Here is a 19416-nt window from a genome sequence, read left to right on the forward strand (position 1 = left end):
GTTGGCTTCTAGTTAAGGCGCGAGGTTTTTTGTGGCGAGCGCACCTGGATGATCAACAACGCGGCCATCACCGCCGGAATCGCGCAGAAGAAAAAAATCTGCTGCACCGGTACCTGCATTGCCAGCAGCAGACTGCCCAGCAACGGCCCGAGGATCGAGCCGAAGCGCCCCACTCCCAGTGCCCAGCCCGTGCCGGTGGCGCGCACGTGGGCCGGGTAGAAGTTGCTGGCGAAGGCATTCAACGTCAGTTGCCCACCGATGATGCAGAAGCCGGCGGCAAACACGCACGCCACCAAGTAGCGCGGATTATCGTGGTTCAAGCCCAACAGCACGGTGCACAGCCCGGCCGCGAACAACACGCCGCACAGCAGGCGGACTTTATTTTTCAGGCGGTCGGCAAACCAGGCCATGCCGATGGCACCCAAGGTGCCGGCAAACAGGAACATCGACGTCACCAGGTTCGCCTGCTTGAGTGCCAGGCCACTTTCCAACAGCAACGACGGCAGCCAGCTGATCATGAAATACAGCAGGATCAGGCTGACGAAAAAGGTTGCCCAGATCAGCAAGGTCGGGCGGGCGTAACCGTTGCGAAACAACTCAACCACCGTCAATTGGCTGCCCCGCGCCTGCTGGTCATCGGCGGTGCTTGCCAGCGGCGGTTGCCAGTCGGGCAACAGGCGCGCCGTGACCCGCTGCAGACGCCAGTAAGGCGGCGCGTCCCGCAATAATCGCGGCAAGGATTCGGGTAGCAGCCACACCAGAAACGGAAACAGCAGCAGCGGCGTAACACCGCCTGCCAGGAACACCGCCTCCCACCCGTAATGCTCAATAAATCCTGCAGCCACAAACCCACCCGCCGCGCCACCAAACGAAAAGCCGCACGCGGCCAAGGTCACCATCAGGGTGCGCAGGCGCGGTGGCGAATAGTCCGACATCAAGGCCATGGCACTGGGCATCGCCCCACCCATGCCGATCCCGCAGATAAACCGTGCGGCCATCAGCGTCGTCAGCGAGTCGGCGAACACCATCAGCACCGTGAGGCTGGCGTAGATCAGCACGCAGGCCAACAGAATCCGGCGTACGCCAAAGCGGTCCGCCAGTGGCGTCACCAGCAGTGAGCCAAGGGTCAACCCCAGCAAGTTGGCACTGAATACCGGGCCGAACGCGGCTTTTTCCAGCCCCCAGTCCGCGGCCAGCGCCGGCACTACGTAGCCCAGCACTTGGGCATCGTAGCCATCGGTCACCAGCAGCAACGCCAGCAACAAGAGGATCAACCACTGGAAGCGCGACACCGGACGGGCGTCGAGCGCCGCGCGAAAGCTGGCAATCTGAGTGTGCATCGCAAGGTACCTGTTTTATTTTTATGGGTGTCGCACAGCGGATTTACGGGGCCTCAGGGGTATCCGGTTGATTGGCGGGATGGGCTTGAATAAACGCCGGATGCTGCCTGGCCAAGGCCGCAACACGGCCGATACGCGGGTAATCGGCCAGCGACACTTTGAACCGCTCGGCTGCGTACAACTGTGGGATCAAAAACACATCGGCCATGCCTGGCTGGTCGCCAAAACAAAACCCTTGATCACCGATCAGTTGCTCCACCGCGCCGAGGCCCTGGCTGATCCAGTGCCCGACCCACGCCAGCACCTGCGTGTCGTCATGCCCCCACTGGCGCAACAGGTTCTGAGTGCTGGAGTTGTGCAACGGGTGGATGTCACAACCGATGATCGATGCCACCGCACGCTCGTGGGCGCGGGTCGCCAGGTCTTGGCTCAGCAGCGGCATCTGTGGATAACGTTCGTCGAGGTATTCGATGATCGCCGGCGACTGGATCAACAGGTCGCCGTCGTCAGTGCGCAGGGCCGGCACGCGCCCCTGCGGGTTGATGGCCAGGTACGCCGGCTGGCGGTTGGCGCCCCCTGCCGGCACCAGCAGGTTGACCGGCACCGCCGTGAACGCCAGCCCCTTGAGCGCCAAAGCGATGCGTACGCGATACGACGAAGTAGAGCGGTAATAGGTATAGAGTTCCATCCCCCGCCCTCCTCAGCGCGCTGCGACCACAGTGCCACGGCATTCGCCAAAACCGATGGAGGCATAGCCTTCACGGTTGCAGCGCGCACGCAGAATGATTTCGTCGCCGTCTTCGAGGAATTTACGCACTTCGCCGGACGGCAGCTCGATCACTTTTTTACCGCCCTCGGTGATCTCCAACAGGCTGCCGAGTTGGCTGGCTTGCGGCCCGGACAAGGTGCCCGAACCGAACAGATCGCCAGGCTGCAGTTGGCAACCGTTAACGCTGTGATGGGCCACCAACTGCGCGGCGGTCCAGTACATATGCAGGCTGTTGCTCAGGGCCAGGCGATGGGCCGGCAGGTTTTGTTCGCGCATGGCGGCCGTGGTCAGCAGCACTTCCAGTTCGATATCCAAAGCACCGCCGGCCTGATCGCGTTGATCCAGCAAGTACGGCAGCGGCTGCGGATCGCCTTCGGGGCGTGCCGGTTGAGCCTTGCGGAACGGCGCCAACGCTTCAGCCGTGACCACCCAGGGCGAGACGGTGGTAATAAAGCTCTTGGACAGGAACGGCCCCAGCGGCTGGTATTCCCACGCTTGGATATCCCGCGCCGACCAGTCGTTGAGCAGGCAGAAACCGGCGATATGTTCGGCCGCGTCACCGATGGCGATCGCTTCGCCCATGGCGTTGCCCGGGCCGATCCAGATGCCCAGTTCCAACTCGTAGTCCAACCGCGCACAGGGGCCGAAGGTGGGTTCGGATTGGCCGGCAGGCAGGGTCTGGCCTTTGGGGCGACGCACAGCCACGCCCGAGGGGCGCACGGTGGAGGCGCGGCCGTGATAGCCGATCGGCACATACTTGTAGTTGGGCAGCAACGGGTTGTCGGGGCGGAATAGCTTGCCGACGTTCTGCGCGTGTTCGATACCAACGTAGAAGTCGGTGTAGTCGCCGATTTTGGCTGGCAGGTGCAGTTGGCAATCAGCCGCGCGGTGCAGCACCTGCGCCTCGCGGGCTTGCAGCGGGCTGCCCTCGGCCAGCAGCTCCAGCAGGCGCTCGCGCAGGGCCACGCGTGGGCCGCGGCCCAGGGCGAACAACCCGTTCAGTTGACCGCCGGCAGTCGCCTCCACGGCACGACGGGCCTCGCCGTCGAATGCGTCCAATGCTGCGTGAAGATCCAGGATGAAATCCCCAATCGCCACGCCGCTGCGCGGGGGCTCATCATTGCGACTGAAGATGCCCAGCGGCAGGTTCTGCAGCGGGAAATCCGCGTGACCGTTGGCGGACGCTACCCAACTACGGGCAGGGGTGGGCTGAGTCATGGGTTATCTCCGATTCGGGTTGAAGGTGACGGGCAGCGAGGCCCAGCACGCGTCGTAAGCAGGTTGCAGGTGCGGACAGTCCAGGGCGAACTGGGTGGGACGCAGCACTTGGCTGGTCTCGAACATGAACGCCATGGTGTTATCGATCTTGTGCGGCGCCAGTTCCACATTGATGGCCTTGGTGCAGGTTTCGCCATCCGGGCCGTGGGCGCTCATGCAGCTGTGCAGCGACGCACCGCCGGGCAGGAAACCCTCGGCCTTGGCGTCGTAGGCGCCTTGGATCAAGCCCATGTATTCGTTCATCAGGTTGCGGTGGAACCACGGCGGACGGAAGGTGTTCTCGGCCACCATCCAGCGCGGCGGGAAAATCACGAAGTCGAGGTTGGCCAGGCCGTTTACGCTGGTGGGCGAGGTCAACACGGTGAAAATCGACGGGTCCGGGTGATCGAAACTGACGGTGCCGATGGTGTTGAAGCGGCGCAGGTCGTATTTGTACGGCACGTTGTTGCCGTGCCAGGCCACCACGTTCAGCGGTGAATGGTCGAGCTCGCAGGCCCACAGTTCGCCGAGAAACTTCTGCACCAACGTCGTCGGTTGCCGCAAGTCTTCGTAATGGGCGACGGGGCTGAGGAAGTCCCGTGGATTAGCCAGACCGTTGCTGCCAATGGGCCCCAGGTCCGGCAGGCGCAGCGGCGCGCCGTGGTTCTCGGCGATGTAGCCGCGGGCCTGGGCGTCCAGCAGTTCGACGCGGAATTTAAGGCCACGGGGCAGCACCACGATTTCCAGCGGTTCCACTTCCAGCACGCCCAGTTCAGTGACGAGACGCAGGCGCCCCTGCTCGGGGACGATTAACCATTCGCCGTCGGCGTTGAAGAACACCCGCTCCATGGAGCGATTGGCGCGATAGTGGTGGATGCTGATACCCGAGGGTTTATCCGACGCCGAATTGGCGACCATTGCGACCAGACCATCAATAAAATCGGTCGGTTCGCTAGGCATATCCAGTGGGTTCCAGCGCAGCCGGTTGGGCGTCACCGCACCCAACGGACCGCCGGCCAATTGCCGTTCCAATTTGGCGAACGCTGGGTGATTGGCCGACGGCTGGATGCGGTACAACCAGGTACGTCGGGCTTCGCTGCGGGTCATGGTGAACGCAGTGCCGGAGAACAGTTCGGTGTACAGGCCGTAGGGTGCTTTTTGCGGGGAGTTCTGGCCGACCGGCAAGGCGCCGGGCAGGGCTTCGCTGGCGAATTCATTGCCGAAGCCCGACAGGTATTCGAGGGTCATGGATCGTCCTCTGAGCGGAAGTTGTTTTTATCGTAATCCAGTTACGCATAACGTAATTTGATCACTATCGAGCGTCAAGCTATAAAGACGCCCATTCATCTTTCGGAACCCCGCCCCTCCATGGAAAAGCCCCGCGACACCGGTAAACAAAAAGTCCGTTCGGCCGAAGTGGGCACCGATATTCTCAAGGCCCTGGCCGAACTATCCCCGGCCACTTCGCTGTCGCGCCTGGCCGAGCATGTGCAGATGCCGGCGAGCAAAGTGCATCGCTACCTGCAAGCATTGATCGCGTCGGGGTTCGCCGAACAAAACGCCGCCACCAACCATTACGGCCTGGGCCGCGAAGCGTTGCGCGTGGGCCTGGCTGCGTTGGGCAGCATGGACGTGCTGAAAGTCGGCGCGCTGCCCCTGGCGGAACTGCGCGACCAACTGAACGAGACCTGCTTTCTGGCGGTGTGGGGCAATCAGGGCGCGACCGTGGTGCAGATCGAGCCGGCGGTGCGCGCGGTGACGGTGGTGACACAACTGGGCTCGGTGTTGCCGCTGCTCAGTTCGTCCACCGGGCTGGTGTTCAGTGCGTACCTACCCTCGCGGGAAACCGTGGAGCTGCGCCAGCAGGAGATCGAGGCGGGCATCGCCCACGCCCTGGCGGACGATCAAGCCTACGCCACGGCCTGCGAACAGATCCGCCAGCGTGGCCTGCACTTTGTGCATGGTTTGCTGATGCCGGGGGTGGACGCCTTGTCGGCACCGGTGTTCAACGCCATCGGCCAGGTGGCGGCGGTAATGACCGTGGTTGGCCCTACCTCGCTGTTCCACGCCGATGAAGACGGCCCGGCGGCCCAGCAATTACTGGCGGCGACCCGGGCCGTAAGCTGGCGCATGGGCTACCAGCCCTGAACTAGTCCCGCCACTGGGCCAGGGCCTGGGCCACGCGATTTTCCACGGCGCGCACCGGCGCGGCGTTGCCCAGGTAGTTGTTGCTGACCATCGAGAACACCAGGCGCCGGCCGTCGGCGTCGGTGATATAGCCACTCAATGACGACACGCCGGCCATGGAGCCGGTCTTGGCATGCAGGTTGTTTTGCGCCGCCGTCCCGCGCAGGCGATAGCGCAGGCTGCCACCCACCATGCGGTCCGCATTGCCGGCAATCGGCAGTGCGTTATACCAAGCGTCGAACCAGGGTTGTCTGGCGCTGGCCAGCAGCAGCTCGGTGAAGGTCAGGGACGACACCAGATTGCGCCGCGACAAGCCCGAACCGTCCACCTGGCTCAGGCTGGCCGGGTCCAGCCCCTGGCGTGTCATAAAGCCCGCCACTGCCGCCACGCCGGCCGCGGCGGTGCCCGCATTCGCAGTCTTGCGGCCCATGGCCTTGAGCAGGGCCTCGGACATATTGTTGTTCGAGAGTTTGAGCAGCGGCGTGATCAACTCCTGCAACGGCGCCGACTGATGTTCGGCCAACAATGCGGCCGTCGCGGGCGTAGCGCCACCGATCACGCGCCGGCCCTGCACCTTGATGCCCTGCTGAGCCAGCGCCTGTTCAAACAGGTTCGCCACCAGTTGGGTCGGCTCCCACACACTCACCCACTGCCGGCTCTGCTTGCCGGGGGCCAGCGCACCGCTCAGTTGCAGCAGGTTGGTGCCGTGCTGGCGGGTAATGCCGTACGTGTTGCCGGGGCCGCTGATGGCGCGATTGCTCAGTTGCACGTAGTCGGTGGCCGGGCTCACGGTAACGCTCACCGGTTGGCCGACGGCCACGGGCGCTTTCGCGGTGACGATCAATGTACCCGCGTCGAAATCCGTGTTGGGCGACACCGTCAACGCGGAGATCTGCGCACCGTAGTAGGTGCTTTCGTCATCCTGGGCCCAATCGACGCCCAGGCGCTCGGCATCGAACCAGGTGTCGTCGAACACCAGATCGCCCTGCACTTCTCGCACGCCATCGCTGGCCAACTGTGCCGCCAGCGCCTGGTAATCGGCGAACTGCACGGTGGGATCGCCCAAGCCGCGCACGTACAGATTGCCCGCCAGCCGCTCGCCCTGGCGGCTGCCGGTGCTCAGTACCTGGATGGAAAACCGGTATTGCGGCCCCAGCACATCCATCGCCGCCGCAGTGGTCAACAACTTGAGGTTGGAGGCCGGCACCAGGCGCGTGCGCGGGTTGTGCTGGTAGAGGGTGCTGCCGCTGCGGGCGTCGCGCACCATCAAGGAGACCGTGGCGCCATTGAAGGCCGGGTCGGCCATCAGATGGTCAAGGATGGCCGGGGTGGAGGTTGGCGAAACGCTCGCGCAACCGCCCATGAAAACGCTCAAGCACAGCAGGGGTAGCCATCGTCCAACATGCATCAGTGTCGAATTCCGCAAAATCTTCAGTGGCGGCAACGCTAACAGCTCCACCTGCCCGTGGCGAGCGGGCCGGTGGAGCAAGCTGCTGGGGGACATGGAATTGTCGCAGCCAACGCGCCCACCACCAGCCTTAGAATTCCAGCGTGCTCGACACCGACACCTGCCGTGCGTCCCCCAGCGATACAAAGAAGCGGCTGGCCGCCGAGGTGTAGTAGGTGCGGTCGAACAGGTTTTTCACGTTGAGCTGGAACTTGACCTTCTGCCCGTCGAGTTTGGTGTCGTAGGTGGCGAAAGCATCGGCCACGGTGTAGCCCGGCAATGTGAAGTCGTTGGCGGCGTCCCCTGCCCGCTCGCCCACGTAGCGCGCGCCTGCGCCAATGCGCAGTTGATCGCCACCGAACAGGCTGCCGAAGTCGTAGGCCAGCGCCAGCGAGCCGGTGTGTTTGGCGACGTTCTGCAAGCGGTTGCCTTCCAGGGTCGGGTCGTTGTCCTTGATGTCCTCAGCGTCGGTGTAGGCATAGCTGCCGATCACGCTCCATTGGTCGCTCAACTGGCCAGTGGCGTCCAGTTCCAGGCCACGGGAACGCACCTGGCCGGCGATGCTGTAGATCGTGTTCGGGCCGGAAACCATCGAGACCAGCACATTGCGCTTGTCGATGGTGAACAACGCCGCGCTGGCGGTGATGCGCCCGGGAATGTCGAGCTTGGCCCCCAGTTCCCAGGACTTGGCCTGCTCGGGCGTAAGATCGCCGGTGAGCGTACTGCCATCGGCCAAGGCGGCGATGGTGGAGTTGGGTTTGAACGACTCGGTGTAACTGCCATAGAACGACAGTTGATCGGTATAGCGATACACCAGCCCGGCACGCGGCACCCAGGCCTGGCCGTTGCCATCGGTGTTGGCTTTGAACGGCACGCCTTTGCCGGCGTATTGGTCGTACATCTGGTAGCGCGCACCGGCTACGAAAATCCATTGGTCGGTCAGGTGAATCGAATCCTGGAAGAACAGCGAGTCGCTGCGCAGCAGGTCGGTCTGGGCGCTGTCGGCGGCGCTGACGGTGCTGCCCGCCACTTCGTTGCCGTATACCGGATTGTTGTAGTTGAACGTGCCCCGCGAGGCCTGGCGGATCAGGTCGGCGCGGTAGATTTTGCGGTACTCGTCATCCAGGCCGAACACCAGGTCATGTTGCATGCCCAGCACGCTGACCTTGCCTTCGAGGCTGGCGGTGGCGAACCGGTCGGTGGTAATTGCGCCCTGGGTGCCGTCCATTCGGCGGGTCAGGGTGCCATTGGCATTCACCGCGCTGACGCGTACCTGGCTGGCGTCGTAGGTTTCACGGTTCCAGCTGTAGCCGAAGTGAGCTTTCCAATCGTCGTTCAGATCGTGATCGGCTTCGAAGCGGTACAGGTCGGAGCGGCCTTCCATATTGTTGAACGGCTCGTCCAGGCGGCGGGTCGCCGGGATATCCAACGGATGGTTGGTCTTGGGATCGATGGCCGTGCCCCGGTCGAACGGTGAGAGAAACTCACGATGCTCATAAGCGAACAGCAGTTGAGTGGAATCGCCGTACCACGCCAGGGACGGCGCCACCAGCGATTCGCGGTGAGTGCCGAAGTTGCGCCAGTAGTCTTCATCTTCGTGATCAACGATCAACCGGTAGGCCAGCCCTGAATCGCCCAACGGCCCGGTGGTGTCGAGGTTGCCGCCGCTGCCGTTCTTGCCGTCGCCGAAGGTGGAACCGCGCACGGTCAGGGCGGTGGATGGGGTCAATTCAGGCTTTTTGCTGACGATGTTCACCACGCCGCCCGGGTCCTGGATGCCATACAGCAGCGACGACGGGCCCTTGAGCACTTCAACCCGCTCGGCAGTGGCGTTCAACGCGCGGCCCTGCACCACCGGCATGCCGTCGCGCATGATCGAGCCGTTACGGTTGTCGCCAAAGCCGCGCAACATCACCGCGTCCTGGGTGCTGGCCAGGGTGTTGGCTTGGGTGATACCGCTGATATTGGCCAGGGCGTCATCCAGGTTGCGCGGGGTCTGATCGCGCAGCGCCTGGGCCGGCACCACGTTGACGGTTTGCGGGGTTTCCAGCAATAGACCGCGCGAGCGCATCACCGAGCTGGTGGGCGGCGGCTGGTAGCTGGTGCTGTCGTCAAGTTGGCCAATGCCGCTGATGGTGGTGGCGCCCAGGTTGAGTGCGCCTTCGGTGGGTACGGGTTCCAGGGCCAGGGTGCGGGCGTTGATCTGGCGGAAGGTCATGCCGGTGTTGCCCAACAGGCGTTGCAGGGCCTGGGTCGCGCTCATCTGCCCGCGCACTGCCGGGGCGCTGAAGCCATAGGGCGCTTCATCGGTGTAGATCACACTGATTCCGGTGACACGGCTGAAATCGCTGAGCGCCTGGGGCAACGGTTTGGCCGCCAGGGCAAAGTCGAACTGCGCGCTTTGCTGCTCCTGCGCCCGCGCCACGCTCAACGGCAGCAAAGCCACCGCTGATACCGCCAGTACCGAGGCTCCCAGCCACTGTTTTACCCAACCGCCCGCCATCGACTTCATGCTGTGAGAACCCGTGTAGAAAACGCTGTTAATGCGAATTGATCGCAGTTTCAAGCACTACACGGATGGGCGGATGGTTTACCTCACCTGTTGTGGATAAATAATTTCATTCACTGCGCCTGGATACGGAAACCGAAGCGCGGGAAGTGCACATGCACAGTGCCTGCGCGCTCGTCGCTACGGCGCAGGATCAGCTCCTCGCGCCCGGCAAACAGCAGCTCGCCGGCCACTGGGTCGACGCCGTAGTCGATCGCGCTGATGGTCACCGCCTGGCCCGGATGGAAGCCGTTCAAGTCTTCAAACGCTTCGTCCGGCAACGCCGCCGGGGTGGAGCTGCGCGCGATCTCCAGCGCTTGTTCGGCGGTCATCTGGCTGGGCGTGCCGTGGCCGAAACCGAGCACGCGCCCCAGCCATGCGGACACTGCCGGGTAGGCGTCCACCAGGGGTGCTGTGACTGGCGTGGCTTTGAGGAACCACAGCGAATGGGCCAGGGAGAAGTCGGCAATCGACGGCTCGCCAAACAGAAAATCCCCCGCCTCGCGCTGCAACTGTTGCTCCAGGCGCGTCATGATAGCTGGCCATTGATGCTTGGCCACGTCGGCGCTCAGCTTGCTCGCCGAACCGCCGCTGAACAACGCGGCGCGGTCGGCCATAAAAGCTTTGATCGCTTCCGGCGGCAATTTGCCGAAGCGCACCGCCACCGATTCCGGCTGGAACACCAGGCTCACCGCGTGAGCGAACACCACGCTGTCGGCCCAGGTGGCGAAGGTCTGGGTGATCATTTCCTGGCCGAGGGGGAACAGCGCCGGCGCGGCTTTTTCCTGCTCCAGGCGTCGGGCGATCAGCGCGGTGTCACAGTAGATATCGGCGCCGATCTGCAACACCGGAGTCTTGCGGTAGCCGCCGGTGAGCGCGGTCAGGTCCGGTTTGGGCATCACCGGCGAGATCAGCACGGACTGCCAGGACAGGCCTTTGAAGCCCAGCAGCAGCCGAGCTTTTTCTGCAAAGGGTGAGGTGGGGTAGTGGTGAAGAATGAGCTCAGACATGCCAGGGTCCAGTTGTCAGGTTGAGCTGCCAGCTTAGCGCGCAATGGGTGGCGATGCCGTGATGGGAACCCATCAGTCGAATCTATGCACCACTGGCGGCCAGGCACTCCTTGGCGCTCTTCTTGAGTTTTTTGATCAGCCGTTCCTGACGCAAGGCGTCGCCTTTGCTTGCACATTGCTCGGTGTACACCAGCGCCACCGCCGGGCTGGACTGGAAAAACCGCGCGCCCTTGCCGCTTTGATGCTGAGCGAAGCGGCGCATCGGGTCATTGCTGATGCCGCAATACAGCGCGCCGTTGGCGGCGCGCACCAGGTAAACGAACCAGGGTTTGGGGTCGGTGAGAGTCGTCACGGATCGAGTCGGTCAACCAGAAGAGCGCCCAGCTTATCAACGACTGGCCTGGAATGCCTTGAGACCTTTGCGTGCCTGGGCGCGTACGGCGTTTTTCACCAGCGGCGTCCAGCCCAGCAACAGACCTTTGGTGCCCAGGGCCTGACGCGACCAACGCCACAGATCGAAGTGGTCGTGGTGCTCGCAGATCTTGCCGTCACGGAACACAAAACGCGCCTGGATATCATTGACCACTGTGTTGCCGGTGGCGCTGAACAGGTAGGTCGCCACCCAATGGGCGCTGCCGCGGGTGTCGTCGCTGCGCACTTGGTCGAAGGTCAGCGAGAAGTCCTTGGCGCGGGTGGTGAGCATGCGCCACATATCGCCGACGTCCCGACCGCGCAGCTCACCGAACGCCGGGTCGCTGAAGATCACGTCGTCGCTGTAGCAGGCGCTCATGGCGTCGGCGTCCAGGCGTTGGAACGCGCGATAGAACTCGGTGATCAGGGCGTTGTGGGCATCACTCATGGGCAGGCTCCGTCGACGGCAAAAAAGATAGCCGCACGATAAGCCGCCCGCGCCGCCAAGGCTACTGACATTCACCGCGCCAATAGCCCGCCTCAGGGCACCATGCCGCAACTGCGGGCATAGGCGAAGAGGTCTACGTCGGTGGAAATGCACAGCCGGTTCATGGCAGTGCTCTTCTGCTTGCTGATGGTGGACACACTGCGATTGACCCGCGCCGCGATCTGGCTGACGGTCATGCCGCTGGCCAGCATGCGTACCACCTCACGCTCTTTTTCGGACAATTGCGGCTGTCGCGATTGGTCACCCGGCCCGGCTTCCACCAGCTGGGCCCGCAGGCATTCACTGACAAAGGTCTGGCCCGCGCTTACGGTCTTGATCGCCAGCGGCAGCTCCTTGGCCGACGCACTTTTGGCCACGATAGCCCGCGCGCCGTGGGCAAAGGAGGCTCGCAACGTGGCGATATTGGCAAACATGGTCACCAGGATCACCGGCAACGTCGGGTACTGGCGGTGCAGCAGGCTCAACAAACCGTAGCCGTCCGCCTGCTGGCCACCAGGCATGGCGAAATCGGTCACCAGCACATCGCAGGGTGTGGTCGCCAGCACACGCAGCAGTTGATCGGGACCGTCGGCCTCGCCCACCACTTTGCACCGTCCATTCGCCTCGATCACCACTCTCTGCCCGATGCGTACGATGGGATGATCGTCAGCAATGATTACGCGAAGCATAAATACCCACAGATGATGGCCACTAGATTCCGCGCAAAATACCCCCGCCGCCATCCCTCAACAACCGCAGAAGTCTCGGCGTTTTTCCTCACGATCAATGTTTGATAGCCGCCGCTTTTGGGCCTACAAAATAAAAAGAAAATACCTACAGCTATTACCCTCAACACAGCCTTCCCTTTCCCTACAAATGTCTGCGGGCATCACAATGAGCCCAAGTAAGTGAGGTAAGCACGTAGGTCGGCCTGGAAGGCGTCCAGGTGCGCCTCATTCAACACCACGCCCTCGGCATGCACCCGCTCGATCAGGCTCATGCCGCGTAGCTCCAGCTCGGCCATGCCCAGAAAAGCCAGGCTACCCACCAGGCGGTGCAGGCTTTCGGCGGTCAACGACGCGTCGCGGATTTTGCGTGCATGGTCGAGCATCAGGGTGTCTTCCCGCGCTTCGCGCAGCAGGCTGACGAGCATCTGGTCGACAACCCGCGCATCCCCGAAGGCTTCGATCAGACCCGCACGGGTCGGCCAGCCCGTGGTCTTGGGCAGCACCGGCACCACATCGGACGGCCCCGGTAACCAGCACGCCAACACCCCATGCAGTTGTTCAAGGGTCAACGGCTTGACCAGCCAGGCGTCCATGCCAGCTTCTCGACAACGCTGTGGGTCGTCATGCACCAGGTTGCCGGTCAGGGCAATGATCGGCACCCGCCGCTGTGCGTTGGCATGTTCGCGCAGGCGAATCGCGCGGCTCATGGTGTAGCCGTCCATCTGCGGCATCTGGCAATCGCTTATCACCAGGTCGAACGGGGTCTCGGCCAGGGCCGCCAAACCGTGCTGCCCGTCTTTTGCCAGTTGGTGGCCCAAGCCGAGTTTTTTCAATAGCCACCCCATCAAGACGCGGTATGTCGCATGGTCTTCCACCACCAGGACCTTCAGGTGCCGCCAATGGCGGGGCGGCTCGGTCGAAGGTGTCAATTCACGGGAAAGCACTGCGTCCGAAGATACGTCAGTCTCCATGGTCACCTCATGGTTGCGGTCGTTTTTGCAGCGCGCGGCATTCGCAACAAACCGACAGCGCTGACGTAGCAGCCAGGCAAACAGAGTCGAAACACTCACATGACTACTTATCGCGACGTCACGCTATCTCCATGGGTGGCGTCATGACGATGCAAAAACTACGAAAAAACCAACTTTCCTACATATTCGACAAACCTATTCCGACAAGCATCCGACACACGTCCGCCGCTCGATCATTCTCGTAATAGTTGTATTCCCCCTCCTGTGCCCCGTCGCTAGATTGCACCCCACCCCGATCACTGGGAACGGACGACCGCACCGCGGCGCCTGGAAACCGACATGCTTGCCAACCACCGACTTTGTATTGGAACAACCTGAAATGAACACGTCGTTAAACCTGGTGGGTGCCGCCCTCTTGCTCGCCAGTGCCTCATCCGCGTTTGCAGCCAGCTCCGTGGAGCTGACCGTCAAGGGCACCATCACCCCCAGCGCCTGCACGCCCAGCCTGCCTGGGGCCGTGGACTTTGGAAAAATCTCGGCTAAGGACCTGACCCCCGACAACCACACCGTGCTGGAAGTCAAAACCCTGCAACTGACGGTGAGTTGCGAAGCGCCGACGCTCTTTGCCATCCACCCCGTCGACAACCGGGTAGGCACCTCGACCCGCTCCGGGGCTTATGGCTTGGGGCTGGTGGACGGCACCACGGAGAAACTGGGCCGTTATTTCCTGTCGCTGCGCAATCCTGTGGCGGATATTCCGTCGACGTTGTTGGGGCAGTACACGACGGACCGATGGTCGCCCGTGGATGAGGACGAGGCGATCATCCCCGGCATGCTGGTGGCTTTCGGCAGCCTCGACGCCCAAATCGGCTGGCTCCCCCATCCCCTGCAAAATGCCGCCGCAGAGTTCGTCTTCAACACCGCGATTGCCCCGGCAAACGACCTGACTCTGACCAACGACGTGGCATTGGACGGCTCCGCCACGCTGGAGCTGAAGTACCTGTAACCCACTCAACACTGCGTTGACCTCTCCCGAAAGGACTCTGTGCCCATGAAAGCCTTTGCTTACCGGCTCCTGCTGACACTGCTGTGTGTACCGCCGGCGTTCGCCGCCAGCTCCACCGACCTCGCCGTCAAGGGCAGCATCACCCCCAGCGCGTGTGCGCCATTGATGTCCGGCGGCAGCGAAATCGACTTCGGAAAAATGACCGCCAAGGACCTTAACTCGGATCACTACACCTCTTTGCCGGGCCAGTCCCTGCACCTGAGCGTGATGTGTGAGGGGCCGACGTTTTTTACCTTAAATACCATCGACAACCGCGCCGGTACTTCCGCCAGCCCCAGACACTGGCATGGCCTGGGCATGACGCCCCATGACGAAAAACTCGGCGGCGTGGCCTTCCGCGTGCGCAACCCCGTGGCCGATGGCGCCGTGGTGAGGATGGTGATATCCAGCGACGGTGTGACCTGGAGCCCCAGCGACATCCTGAGCTACGCATTCAAAAGTGCGGTCGCCAGCGATTCCGGCCAACTGGCGCCCATTGCGGTGAAGGACTTTAACGCCGATCTCAGATTATTCACGCGGGTTGCCCCCGCAGACGAGTTGACGCTGATCGATGAGGTGCCCATCGACGGTCACGTCACCGTACAACTCAACTACCTCTAACTGCCCATTGACTCGAAAGGAACTCGCTCCCGATGAAAAGCCTGCTCACTCCCCTCGCCACCGGCCTGTTGTTGCTCGGCTCTGCCGCCACTTATGCGGCGTCCACGGTCGACTTGACCGTCAAGGGCCTGATCGTACCCAGCGCCTGCACGCCGAGCCTGACCCGGGGCGGCGTCATCGATCACGGCAAGATTTCCGCCAAGGACCTGCGCCCGGACAACCCAACGCTGATCGGCACCCACACCATGACCATGGCGGTCGTCTGCGATGCACCGATTCAATTTGCCCTGCATTCCGTCGACAACCGTGCCGGCTCATCGGCCTCTCCCGCCAATTACGGCCTGGGCCTGATAAACGGCACGCAGAAACTGGGTTGGTTTCTGCTGACCGTGCGCAACCCGGTCGCCGATGGCGCGCAGATGCAGTCGATTGTCTCCGGCGATGGCGGCAATACCTGGTACGGCGATAACGCCTGGGACGCCGGCCTGTACGTTTCGATCGCTACCATGGCCGACCCTAGCCAGCCGGCCTCGGTCAAGGAACTGGTCACGGATCTGGAAGTGCAAACCGTGATCGCCCGTACCGATGGCCTGGACCTGAGCAACGAGGTCACCATCGACGGCTCCGCCACGCTTGAAGTGAAGTACCTGTAACCCTGGGTGCCCATGCCTGGCTGACGCGTGCGGCATGGGCTTTTTTTCGGATCTGCCGAGCTTGCCTCGGCCAATGGCGCAATCGATGAACACCTACCCCTGCACTGCGGTGATCGTGTTTTGGCTGACCAGCGCCGCTGCGGCCCACGCCGCATCGAAGGTGGACGTCACCGTGACCGGTCGGCTGACCCCGGACGCCTGCCTGGTGACGCTGTCCGACGAAGGCGTGATCGACCACGGCAAAATTCTTTCCCATACCCTCAGCGACGACGTGGTCACCGAGCTGCCCAGTCGCGTACTGCAACTGCATGTGCAGTGCGGCCGGCCGATGCTGTTCGCCCTGGTGGGGCTCGACAACCGAGCGCAATCCTCCCTGGACCCTGATGTGCTCTATGGCCTGGGCCGAAATATCCATGCCCCGGCCGAGCGCCTGGGCTCGGTGGCCCTGTCATATCGCAACCCGGTGGGGGACGCCCAAGCCTTGCAAGTGCTGGCCTCCGATGACAGCGGCGAAACCTGGCGCCCGGCGTCCGAAGCCTGGCCCAAAACCTATATCGGCTTTGCCCCGGTTGGGGATCGCCAGCCCGATTTCATCGGCCAGTTAAGCGCCCAACTCCAGATCGACACGTCCATCAACGCGACCCAGTACCTGACCCTGGATCAGGCAGTGCCGCTCGATGGCTCCGTGGTGTTGGACCTGCGCTACCTCTGACTTCTATGGAAACCCTCTCATGACCACAGTGCTCAACCCCGCAACCTGCCTTATGGCCCTGGCGCTGCTGCTCGGCGGCACGGGCGCACGGGCTGACGGCATGGTCCCGGACACCTCCGTGGTGATCGTTCACGAAGCCGAGGGCGAAGCCGCCGTGTCGGTCACCAACACCGACAGCCAACTGGCGCTGCTGCATGTCACGTTGCAAGACATCCCCGAAGACACCGAACCCTTGCTGGTGGTCACGCCGCCGCTGTCGCGGGTGGAGCCGTCCAAATCGCAACTGGTGCGCTTCATCCTGCAAAGCCAGCAACCGCTGCTCACCCAGCGCCTCAAACGCGCGATTTTCGAAGGCATGCCCCAGGGCCGCCCCGCCACGCAAGCCGGGCATGCCCGGGTGGGTGTGACGGTGCGCCAGAACCTGCCGGTGATCATTCATCCCAAGGGCTTGGCGCCCAATCGCACACCTTGGACTGAGCTGACGTGGTCACAGCACGGCAATACGTTGCAGGTGCGCAATACCAGCCCTTATGTGGTGCGCCTGGCCCAGGAGCTGCGGCTGCTGCCCGGCGACGGCAAGGCGATGTTGCCGCGCACCTATGTGCTGCCGGGGGAAACCCTGAGTGTGCCGGCCAGCGGTGGTCCGGCCACCAAGGTCCGGCTGCAACCGGCCACGGTGTACGGCTTTGCCGTGGCGGCCTACGAAGCACCGATTACCTGACGAACAACCCCAGGCGGTTACCGCCTGCATCGAAGTGACGGCTCGATGACCGTCACCAGGACGCTCCAGCGTCCATCATTCGAGTGCCCTTTGTGAAAACAGTATTGAGTTACCGTGACGGCGCCACTGTGCCCGTCACTATCACGCTGCTGCTGGCCTGTACGCTGGCACCCTTGGCCGCCAGCGCCGATGCACGCCAAGGCTTCGATGCCACCACCCTGCGGCAACGCGGGATTGACCCGCACCTGGCCAGCCTGCTGCTGGAAGCTCCGCGCTTTGCCGCAGGGCGGCATGCCGTCAGCCTGCGGGTCAACGGCCAGCACCGCGGTCGGCTTGACGTCAACTTCGATCAACAAGGTGCCTTGTGCTTCGACCGTGCCTTGTTGGACGCCGCCAACCTGCGCCTACCTGACGACAACGGTCCCTGCCACGACTTTCTCGCACAGTATCCCCAAAGCCTGGTGGAACCGGACCCAGCCACGCTTACGGTGGCGTTGGTGGTGCCGACCGAGGCGCTGCGCCCGCTACAACAGGATGTCTCGGGCTATGAAACCGGTGGCGTGGCCGGCCTGCTCAATTACGACCTGACCGGGTTCTATAACCGCTTCGGCGACAGCGACAGCCGCTTCGGCTCGGCCAACACCGAAGTCGGCTTCAATGCCGGCGACTGGATCGTACGCAGCCGTCAGGTGCAGACCTGGCAGGACGGCCTCTCGCGCAGTACGCACCTGGAGGCCTATGCCCAGCGCACCTTTGCCAGCCACCAGGCGGTGCTGCAGGCGGGGCAGGTCAATCTGTACAACCCGGTATTGCCCGGCGCGCAGATCACCGGCGTGCAGGTCCTGACCGAGCAGGCGCTGCAAGAGCAGAGTCAGGGCGCGACCATCGACGGTATCGCCAACAGCCCGGCCCAAGTCGAAGTGCGCCAGAACGGCACGTTGATTCACTCCACGGTAGTTCCCGCCGGGCCGTTTTCCTTGACGGGCGTGCGGCGCCTGAACTCGCGCTCCGACGTCGAGGTGACGGTCAAGGAAAGCAACGGTGGCGAACGGCGCTTTACCGTTCCGGCCGCCATGCTTGGCCTGGGGTTGCCGGCGCCGGGTTACTCGGTGTCGGCGGGGCGCGTGCGCAACATCGGCGATGCCCAGGGAGACGATCCCTGGGTGGTCAGCGCCGGTTGGACCGGTGCCGTACACCCGCAACTGTCGCTGGGCAGCGGCGTGCTGGCCGCCAGTGAATACCGCGCCGCCGGTGTGAGCCTGGGCTGGTTGCCGGGGTTGGACAGCCAGGTACAACTGGCCAGCCAAGTGGCCGACACGCATGCACGGGATCAGGTGCGCGGGGTGCAGACCGACCTGTCGTGGTCCCAGCGCCTGAACGATCAATGGTCGTTCAGCGTGGCCAACGCCTGGCGCACGCCGGGTTATCGCGAACTGGAGGAGGCCACCTACGAGGCCGAAACCACCCAGCAGCGCCGCTCGCGCTATCGCGACCAACAAAGCGCCAGCCTGGGCTGGGCGCATCCGTGGCTGGGTGCATTCAGTGCCGGGGTGTCGCGCTCCAGCAACTTCGACGGCGACAGCAGCAGCCGGGGCTTGGTGTCCTGGGGCACCAGCGTCAGCGGCGTATCGTTATCGGCCAGTGCCGAGTGGCAGATGGGCGGGCGCCAACAGCAGGACAACGCGTTCTACTTCAACGTCAGCCTGCCCTTGGGGGATAACCGGCGCGTGCGGGCCTGGGTGCGCAATTCAGGGGGCGAGCACCGTACCGGCGTGGGGGTGAACGAGCAGATCGACGACCAACTGAGCTACCGCGTCAGCGCCGAACACGACACCCGCGACCAACAAGTGGAAACCACCCTCGGCCTTTCGGCCCTGCCCCGCTACAGCCAGTTGGACGTCAGTTACAGCCGCTCCGATGCCGAGCGTTCGAGCTATCAGGGCAGCGCTCGCGGTGGCGTGGTGGTGCATGGCGGCGGGGTCACGTTGTCACCCTATCCGGTGCGTGACACCTTTGCCTTGGTTTCGGTGGGCGACATCAGCGGCATCAAGCTCAGCACCCCCAGCGGCCCGGTCTGGACCGACTGGCAAGGCCAGGCCGTGGTCCCCCAGATCAGCCCCTATGGCCGCAGCCCGGTGGAAGTGCAAACCCGTTCGCTGCCGCGCAATGCCGATATCAATAACGGCCTGGCGATGCTCGCGGCTGGACGCGGCGCCGTGGACCGCGTGGAGTTCGGCGTGAGCCTGACCCGTCGCGTGCTGCTCACCGCCCGCACTGAACAGGGCGTGTTGCTGCCTCGCGGCGCCAGTGTCAGCACCGCCAACGGCGAGTTCGTGACCTTGGTTCAGGACGGCGGCCAGGTATTTCTGCCCAATGTGCTGGCCTCGTCCAGCCTGTGGGTCAGTGCCCCCGGTTTGAGCCGTTGTCGCTTGCAGTTCGAGCTGCCGGATGAGGGCGATCCCGAGGTGTATTTCGAAACCGCACTCGCGCGCTGTACCCCATCATGAGG

At 63.4% G+C, this 19416-nt stretch carries 18 protein-coding genes; 7 read left to right on the forward strand and 11 right to left on the reverse strand.

Translation table 11 applies throughout. The annotated features are described in order from the left end of the window. Nucleotides 1–8: 8 nt before the first annotated feature. From FIV35_RS21740 to hmgA, 4 genes are read right to left on the reverse strand one after another with little or no spacing between them, the layout of a single operon-like run. Nucleotides 9–1340 carry an MFS transporter gene (locus tag FIV35_RS21740; protein WP_034137061.1) on the reverse strand — a complete coding sequence of 444 codons (1332 nt, stop codon included), beginning with the start codon at nucleotides 1338–1340 and terminating at the stop codon, nucleotides 9–11. 43 nt (nucleotides 1341–1383) lie between these two features. Further along, the gene (gene maiA, locus FIV35_RS21745; RefSeq protein ID WP_034137060.1) at nucleotides 1384–2028 is read right to left on the reverse strand and encodes a maleylacetoacetate isomerase; all 645 of its coding nucleotides are present in this window, start codon (nucleotides 2026–2028) and stop codon (nucleotides 1384–1386) included. A gap of 12 nt (nucleotides 2029–2040) precedes the next feature. Further along, complete coding sequence (gene fahA / locus FIV35_RS21750; RefSeq protein ID WP_034137059.1) at nucleotides 2041–3327, reverse strand: fumarylacetoacetase; 1287 nt, start codon at nucleotides 3325–3327, stop codon at nucleotides 2041–2043. A gap of 3 nt (nucleotides 3328–3330) precedes the next feature. Next, the gene (hmgA, locus tag FIV35_RS21755) at nucleotides 3331–4614 is read right to left on the reverse strand and encodes a homogentisate 1,2-dioxygenase (RefSeq protein WP_034137058.1); all 1284 of its coding nucleotides are present in this window, start codon (nucleotides 4612–4614) and stop codon (nucleotides 3331–3333) included. A gap of 120 nt (nucleotides 4615–4734) precedes the next feature. On the opposite strand from hmgA, the gene FIV35_RS21760 reads away from it, so the two are divergent. Continuing rightward, nucleotides 4735–5514: an IclR family transcriptional regulator gene (locus FIV35_RS21760; protein WP_034137057.1), complete on the forward strand. Its 780-nt coding sequence runs from the start codon at nucleotides 4735–4737 to the stop codon at nucleotides 5512–5514. 1 nt (nucleotide 5515) lies between these two features. Here the strand turns inward: FIV35_RS21760 and dacB are convergent, their stop codons facing one another. The 7 genes from dacB to FIV35_RS21795 all read right to left on the reverse strand — a co-directional run bounded on the left by dacB (nucleotide 5516) and on the right by FIV35_RS21795 (nucleotide 13155). Then, nucleotides 5516–6961 (reverse strand): D-alanyl-D-alanine carboxypeptidase/D-alanyl-D-alanine endopeptidase, encoded by a 1446-nt coding sequence (gene dacB, locus FIV35_RS21765; protein ID WP_034137056.1) that lies wholly within the window; start codon nucleotides 6959–6961, stop codon nucleotides 5516–5518. Between the two features lie 130 nt (nucleotides 6962–7091). Next, nucleotides 7092–9512 (reverse strand): TonB-dependent siderophore receptor, encoded by a 2421-nt coding sequence (locus tag FIV35_RS21770; protein WP_034137055.1) that lies wholly within the window; start codon nucleotides 9510–9512, stop codon nucleotides 7092–7094. Between the two features lie 110 nt (nucleotides 9513–9622). Beyond that, on the reverse strand, nucleotides 9623–10558 hold the full coding sequence (locus tag FIV35_RS21775; protein WP_034137054.1) for a glutathione S-transferase family protein: 936 nt from the start codon (nucleotides 10556–10558) through the stop codon (nucleotides 9623–9625). Between the two features lie 82 nt (nucleotides 10559–10640). After that, nucleotides 10641–10910: a GIY-YIG nuclease family protein gene (locus tag FIV35_RS21780; protein ID WP_034137053.1), complete on the reverse strand. Its 270-nt coding sequence runs from the start codon at nucleotides 10908–10910 to the stop codon at nucleotides 10641–10643. A gap of 36 nt (nucleotides 10911–10946) precedes the next feature. Beyond that, nucleotides 10947–11417, reverse strand: coding sequence for a nuclear transport factor 2 family protein (locus FIV35_RS21785; RefSeq protein WP_034096019.1), 471 nt, complete (start codon nucleotides 11415–11417; stop codon nucleotides 10947–10949). A 92-nt stretch (nucleotides 11418–11509) separates the two neighbouring features. Continuing rightward, on the reverse strand, nucleotides 11510–12145 hold the full coding sequence (locus FIV35_RS21790; protein WP_034096018.1) for a response regulator: 636 nt from the start codon (nucleotides 12143–12145) through the stop codon (nucleotides 11510–11512). 200 nt (nucleotides 12146–12345) lie between these two features. Continuing rightward, on the reverse strand, nucleotides 12346–13155 hold the full coding sequence (locus FIV35_RS21795; protein ID WP_034137096.1) for a response regulator: 810 nt from the start codon (nucleotides 13153–13155) through the stop codon (nucleotides 12346–12348). 379 nt (nucleotides 13156–13534) lie between these two features. Here FIV35_RS21795 and FIV35_RS21800 point away from each other — a divergent pair, with 379 nt between their 5' ends. The 6 genes from FIV35_RS21800 (at nucleotide 13535) to FIV35_RS21825 (ending at nucleotide 19414) form a co-directional block, all read left to right on the forward strand. Beyond that, the gene (locus tag FIV35_RS21800; RefSeq protein ID WP_034096016.1) at nucleotides 13535–14161 is read left to right on the forward strand and encodes a DUF1120 domain-containing protein; all 627 of its coding nucleotides are present in this window, start codon (nucleotides 13535–13537) and stop codon (nucleotides 14159–14161) included. A gap of 45 nt (nucleotides 14162–14206) precedes the next feature. Then, nucleotides 14207–14821, forward strand: a complete 615-nt coding sequence (locus FIV35_RS21805) for a DUF1120 domain-containing protein (RefSeq protein ID WP_034137052.1) — start codon at nucleotides 14207–14209, stop codon at nucleotides 14819–14821. A 32-nt stretch (nucleotides 14822–14853) separates the two neighbouring features. Beyond that, nucleotides 14854–15474: a DUF1120 domain-containing protein gene (locus FIV35_RS21810; RefSeq protein ID WP_034137051.1), complete on the forward strand. Its 621-nt coding sequence runs from the start codon at nucleotides 14854–14856 to the stop codon at nucleotides 15472–15474. Nucleotides 15475–15559: 85 nt separating this feature from the next. Beyond that, nucleotides 15560–16186: a DUF1120 domain-containing protein gene (locus FIV35_RS21815; RefSeq protein WP_052198920.1), complete on the forward strand. Its 627-nt coding sequence runs from the start codon at nucleotides 15560–15562 to the stop codon at nucleotides 16184–16186. 19 nt (nucleotides 16187–16205) lie between these two features. Beyond that, nucleotides 16206–16907, forward strand: a complete 702-nt coding sequence (locus FIV35_RS21820; RefSeq protein WP_034096013.1) for a fimbria/pilus chaperone family protein — start codon at nucleotides 16206–16208, stop codon at nucleotides 16905–16907. 92 nt (nucleotides 16908–16999) lie between these two features. Then, nucleotides 17000–19414, forward strand: coding sequence for a fimbria/pilus outer membrane usher protein (locus FIV35_RS21825; protein WP_146375061.1), 2415 nt, complete (start codon nucleotides 17000–17002; stop codon nucleotides 19412–19414). The last annotated feature ends 2 nt before the right edge of the window (nucleotides 19415–19416 follow it).

The organism is Pseudomonas rhodesiae (assembly GCF_007858255.1).
GTDB lineage: Bacteria > Pseudomonadota > Gammaproteobacteria > Pseudomonadales > Pseudomonadaceae > Aquipseudomonas > Aquipseudomonas rhodesiae.